The organism is Micromonospora sp. NPDC047187, from assembly GCF_040643355.1.
In the GTDB taxonomy this organism is placed as follows: domain Bacteria; phylum Actinomycetota; class Actinomycetes; order Mycobacteriales; family Micromonosporaceae; genus Micromonospora; species Micromonospora salmantinae.
On record NZ_JBEYUF010000001.1, the window covers coordinates 598,770 to 604,769 of the forward strand.

Sequence of the window (6,000 nt, forward strand, 5' to 3'; positions counted from 1 at the left end):
CTGGCGGAACGCCCGGGCGCGGAGGGCGAGACGTCGGCACCGGAAGCCGGGCGTGACCGAACGGCCCGACTCCGCGTCCCCGGAGGATCGCCATGCCACGTCCCGCTCTCCGTAACCGGCTCGCTGCGTTCACCGCCGCCGTCCTGACCGCGAGCGTCCTGACGGTGACCCCACCGTCACCGGCGCTGGCCGCCACGACGTTCGCCGCCAACGACTACTGCCTCGGCCAGTGCGCCGACATCCTGCCCCCCGGGCAGAACGGCAACGCCACGCTGGTCGCCATCCTGGCGCACCAGGCGCTCGGCACCCGCCCGGCGCACTCCAGCGACCAGCTCGACGGGTACGCGAACCTGGTCTACAACTACGCCGGGCTGACCGACGAGCAGATCGCCCACTTCTACAACGACGCCTCGTTCGGCGTCCCGGCCGCACAGGTGGAGAGCACCGTCTCGCCGCGCGCCGACGTCACCATCGTGCGGGACAAGGCCACCGGCGTCCCGCACGTCAACGGCACCACCCGCGCCGGCACCATGTTCGGGGCCGGCTACGCCGGGGCCCAGGACCGGCTCTGGGTGATGGACCTGCTACGCCACGCCGGCCGCGGCACGCTCACCTCGTTCGCCGGCGGCGCGCCCGGCAACCGGGAGCTGGAGCAGAGCATCTGGGCCAACTCGCCCTACTCGGAGGCGGACCTCCGGGCCCAGGTGGACGCGCTGCGCCTCAAGGGCGCCCGGGGTCAGCAGCTCTACACCGACGTCGTCGACTACATCGCCGGCATCAACGCCTACATCGACAGGTCGATCGCCGAGGACAACTACCCGGGTGAGTACGTGCTCGCGGGCGCCGGCAAGCCGACGCACTTCACCATGACCGACCTCATCGCCACCGCCGGTGTCGTCGGCGGGCTCTTCGGCGGGGGCGGCGGCAGCGAGATCCAGTCCGCGCTGGTCCGGGTGGCCGCCCGCGCCAAGTACGGTGCCACCGAGGGCGACCGGGTGTGGGCGGCGTTCCGCTCGCAGAACGACCCGGAGACCGTGCTCACCCTGCACGACGGGCAGAGCTTCCCCTACGGGGCGACGCCGCCCGGCGCTACCAGCGCGGTGCTACCCGACGCCGGCTCGGTGGTCGCCGAGCCCCTGGCCTACGACGCCACCGGCGGCGCCGCCGCCCGCACCGGCGCCAGCACCGCCACCCCAGGGCTGCTCGGCGGCCTGGCCAACCTGCGCGCGCACGGCATGTCCAACGCGGTAGTGGTCTCCGGACGGCACACCACCACCGGCAACCCGGTGGCCGTGTTCGGGCCGCAGACCGGCTACTTCGCGCCGCAGTTGCTGATGCTCCAGGAGTTGCAGGGGCCTGGCATCAGCGCTCGCGGCGCCGCGTTCGCCGGGCTCAACCTCTACGTGCTGCTCGGCCGGGGCCAGGACTACGCGTGGAGCGCGACCTCCGCCTCCCAGGACCTCACCGACACGTACGCGGTGCCGCTGTGCACCACCGACGGCAGCGCCCCGACGCTGCGCACCAACCGCTACCTCTACCACGGGCAGTGCCTCGCCATGGAGGCGCTGGAGCAGCGCAACTCCTGGTCCCCGACGCTGGCCGACTCCACCCCGGCCGGCTCGTACACCCTGCGCGCGCTGCGCACCAAGTACGGGCTGGTGGCCCACCGGGGCCTGGTGAACGGGCAGCCGACCGCGTTCACCAAACTGCGCTCGACCTACCGGCACGAGGCTGACTCGGCGGTCGGCTTCCAGGCCTTCAACGACCCGTCGGCGATGGGCAGCGCGGCGGCCTTCCAGGCGTCCGCGGCCGATGTGGGGTACGCGTTCAACTGGTTCTACGTCAACTCGACCGAGGCGGCGTACGTCAACTCAGGCTCGAACCCGGTCCGTCCGGCCACCGCCGACCCGAACCTGCCCACGAAGGCCGAAGCGGCGTACGAGTGGGCCGGCTGGAACCCGGACACCAACGACGCCACCTACACCCCGGCGTCGGCGCATCCGCAGTCGGTCAACCAGGACTACTACGTCAGCTGGAACAACAAGCAGGCGCGGGACTTCGGGGCGGCGGACGGCAACTTCAGCTTCGGCTCCGTACACCGGGCTCAGCTGCTCGACGGCCCGGTGCGCACGGCGATCGCCCAGCGCAAGCTCGGCCGCGCCGACGTCGTCAAGATCATGGCGGATGCGGCGGTGACCGACCTGCGCGGCCAGCAGGTTCTCGGCGACCTGCTGCGGGTGCTGGACAGCACGCCGGTCACCGATCCGGCGCTGGCCGACGCGGTGGGCAAGCTGCGCGCCTGGCAGCAGGCCGGGGCTCGCCGGGTGGAGACGTCCCCCGGCTCCAAGGTCTACCAGCACGCCGACGCCATCCGGATCTTCGACGCCTGGTGGCCGCTGCTGGCCTCGGCGCAGTTCCGCCCCGGCCTCGGGCCGGATCTCTACGCCGCGCTGGTCGACGCCATCGAGGTGAACGAGGCGCCGTCGGGCGGCCAGAACGGCGGGCGCGACGGCACCGCGAGCTGGGCGTTGCAGGGACAGGCGCACAAGGGCTCGTCGTTCCAGTACGGCTGGTGGGGCTACGTCGACAAGGACCTACGGACCGTACTCGGCGACCCGGTGGCCGGCGGGCTGGGCCGCGCGTACTGCGGCAACGGCAACCTCGGCGCGTGCCGGCAGGCACTGCTCGACGCGCTCGGCCAGGCCGCCGCCGTGCCGACCAACACTGTCTACCCCGGAGACAAGTCCTGCGGGGCCGGCGACCAGTGGTGCGCCGACTCGATCGCCCAGTCCGGGCTCGGCGGCATCACCCACCCGGTGATCGCCTGGCAGAACCGCCCCACCTACCAGCAGGTCGTCTCGTTCCCGGCGCGCCGGGGTGACGACGTCACCAACCTGGCGCAGGGCCGCCCGGCCACCGCGTCGAGCACCCAGTTCCTGACCGGCCACACGCCGGCCAAGGCGGTCGACGGCAGCCTCGGCAGTCGGTGGGCCAGCAGCTACAACGACAACCAGTGGCTGCGGGTCGACCTCGGTGCGGCCCGCAGTGTCAGCCGCGTCGTGCTGCGCTGGGAGGCCGCGTACGGCACCTCGTACCGGATAGAGGTCTCCGGCGACGGCAACTCCTGGACGCCGGTGTTCGCCACCACCACCGGCAACGGCGCCGTCGACAACGCCACCTTTGCCCCGGTCACCGCCCGCTACGTGCGGGTGTACGGGATCAAGCGGGCAACCTCGTACGGCTTCTCGCTCTACGAATTCGAGCTGTACGGAACGTGACAGTGCCCGGAGGGGGCGGCGCGAACCACTCGCCGGCCCCTCCGGGCGTGCGCAGCGCCATCGCTGGCAGTCGGGTCTGAAGCGATCAGCCCGGCAGCGAGCCTGCTCCGATCACAGCGCCGGATATCACCTCACACGGCAGGCGCCGTCGTGGGCATGGCACCCTCGGCGAGTTTGAGTCGCGTCCAAATGTTCATGTTGATGACAACAGCCACGATCTCCTGGATCTCGTCCTCCGTGAAGTGCGCAGCCACCCGGTCGTGCGCCTCCTGCAGCCGCGTGTTGACTGTGACGTCGGAGGCCCGGGTCAACGCCTCGGTGTAGGCCAGGGCGGCTTGTTCCGCTTCGGTGAACAGGTGCGTCTCCCACCACGCGGTGAGGGTCTCGACCTTGGACGGCGGGATGTCGGCGACACGGGCGGCGGCATGGTGCACCAGAAGGCAGTAGCTGCAATTGTTGATCTGCGCGACGCGTAATCGCAGAAGCTGAGCCAGGGCCTGGTCCACCTGGAGTGTGGCGGTGTGGCCGAAAGCTGCGGCCCCGGCATCTGCCAGAGCCATGAGTTGTTCGTTTGTGACGTTCAGTCGGACGTTCTGAATCCTGGTATCCAAGAGGTGACCTCCTGCAGATCACAACGACAAGACCAGTGGTGGGGACGTCCACTCGGTGCGCAGCAGACCCGCCCAGCCCTTGCTGGCCGCACCAGCACGGATAGCGAGACCACGTGGCGCAACGAGGCACGCGCCCCCGGCCCGGTGCTGCCGGCCGTTTCTCAGTGAGCCCATCGTCAGGGCAGACGGCCTGTTTTCAGCGCGGCCCGACGAACTCGGTCCGCACGCTCCACGCGAACTGAATCAGCAGGGTCACCGGGGACCTCTCGGCAATGTCGTGCATCACCTTCAGGTCGTCGGGGTCGGGCTCCTCGCTGAGCGTGATCGTGCGTTGCAGGTAGCGCTCTGCGCCTTCCTGCTCGGGTTCGTGGTAGCCGATCTCGACGGTGATATCGCCGGCGGTGTCGTACTTGTAGTCGACATACTGCCGCAGCGTCTGAGCAGTGCACGACGCGAGCGCCATCAAGAGGTACTCCGTCGGCGTCGGGCCGTCACCGAGTGCGCCGTTGTGTGGTTCGTCGGCGACGAACGTGAAGCCGCGGGTAGTCATGTCCGTGCGCCGGCGCTCGGTGGCCGGAAGGACAACTCGGGCCGATGCGACGACATGATCATGAGCGGTTTCCATCAGCCGCGCCTTCCTGTAGATCCAGTGGTGAGGGGCCCAGGGATACGCAGCCGGCAGCAGCCGAGCCGCAGTCCGGGCAGGGGGCCGTGGCCAGGCGTATCGACCTCATGGCCGGGTACCTCCGGAGGTTAGTCTTAGCGGACTAGATAGTCCAATCGGTTGCTCGCTCCCAGGGTCGACTGCTGGGTGAACCTGGACCGCGTGGTGTTTCGAGCTGCACTGATAGGCGGCTAGGGTTCAGTGTCGCCCCGGATGGCTCGATCAACACCAGGCCCTGGAAAGGACCAATGGGTCCGTTGACCGGAGTTGGCTGGGAAGTCGGTGCGTGATGTCGAGGAGCATTGCTTGCCCGGTCTTGAGGGCTCCCACGACCTGGCTCTCATCGACCTGGCTCTCATCGGCCTCCGGGCTGCTCGTACCCCGCCGTGAGCAGCCTCGTCACCACTGATCGGCCCCAGTCAAGGGGTCGGCTCACCGGACGGCTGCACGAGGAACGATCTGATGTGTTCCAGTGCCATGTCCAGCGCGACTCCCATGGGTGCGACGTCGTGCGCGGCGTTCGCCAGCAGGTAGCCGCCCTGCAATGCGGCCATCAACCCCGTGGCCAACTTCTCCGGGTCGGCGTCCTGGCGCAGTAGACCGCTGTCCCGCATCCGGTGCAGACCGTCACTGATCAGCTTTTCCCATGCCGCGAACGTCTCCGACAGCGACGATCGAGCCTGCTCATCTTGATCGGACAGCTCAAGAGCCATCGACCCGAGGCCGCACCCGTATTTGCCGTTGTTCAGCGAGTTGGCCTGGACCAGCGCGTTACGCCACCGGATCAGCCCTGAGAATGATCTCAGTCGTTCGAGCCCTGCACGCTCACGCTGAAGCACAAGCGCGCCTCGATACTTGACCAAGGCGCGCACGAGTTCCTGCTTGTCGGCGAAGTGGTGGTAGAGCTGAGACTTGCTCGTCTGGCTTGCCTCGCGGATGTCGTCAAGGGTCGTCGCGTTCACTCCGCGCACGAGCATCAGCCGGTTCGCGGCCTCGAGGATTCGTTCTCGGGTCGCGATGCCCCGTTGACTGATCCTCCGCCTATTCGTCGGCGCAGCCACCTGCTCGTCGCTCATCTGTCAAGTGTATCCAGCGCGCCAGATAATCTAGCGAGAATGGGACCTTTGAGTCCATCCGATGCATGTCGCATTCGGGCGACGGTGAAGGGCGGACCTTCGCGCCGTGAAAGGGATCGACGTCGTTAGCAGGAGCATTCCTGGACTATTTAGTCCTATTGGCAGGAAGGTTTCGCTGCTGTTGGCAACGCGGCGTGAGTGGCCTCTGGTCAAAGCCCGCACCCATCCGGCGGACTCCTCGTCCGGGCCGACCACCTCGGCCCGGACCGGGGGGGGGGGCCCGGGGGGGGCCCCCGCCGCACGCCCCGGCCGGGCCGCCCCCCCCACCCCCCCCGGCGCAGGGAGGTTGGGCCCCCCAACCCCCGCCAAAA

4 protein-coding genes are annotated in these 6,000 nt (G+C 69.2%); 1 reads left to right on the forward strand and 3 read right to left on the reverse strand.

Annotated features, from left to right (window positions below):
• Positions 1–92 precede the first annotated feature (92 nt).
• Positions 93–3,278 (forward strand): penicillin acylase family protein, encoded by a 3,186-nt coding sequence (locus ABZ794_RS02500; RefSeq protein ID WP_357513838.1) that lies wholly within the window; start codon positions 93–95, stop codon positions 3,276–3,278.
• A 131-nt stretch (positions 3,279–3,409) separates the two neighbouring features.
• Here ABZ794_RS02500 and ABZ794_RS02505 read toward each other — a convergent pair whose 3' ends face one another.
• From ABZ794_RS02505 to ABZ794_RS02515, 3 genes are all read right to left on the reverse strand, one after another.
• The gene (locus ABZ794_RS02505; RefSeq protein ID WP_210780505.1) at positions 3,410–3,838 is read right to left on the reverse strand and encodes a carboxymuconolactone decarboxylase family protein; all 429 of its coding nucleotides are present in this window, start codon (positions 3,836–3,838) and stop codon (positions 3,410–3,412) included.
• 247 nt (positions 3,839–4,085) lie between these two features.
• Positions 4,086–4,514 carry an OsmC family protein gene (locus tag ABZ794_RS02510; protein WP_210780504.1) on the reverse strand — a complete coding sequence of 143 codons (429 nt, stop codon included), beginning with the start codon at positions 4,512–4,514 and terminating at the stop codon, positions 4,086–4,088.
• Positions 4,515–4,972: 458 nt separating this feature from the next.
• On the reverse strand, positions 4,973–5,629 hold the full coding sequence (locus ABZ794_RS02515; protein ID WP_357513841.1) for a TetR/AcrR family transcriptional regulator: 657 nt from the start codon (positions 5,627–5,629) through the stop codon (positions 4,973–4,975).
• Positions 5,630–6,000: the final 371 nt, after the last annotated feature.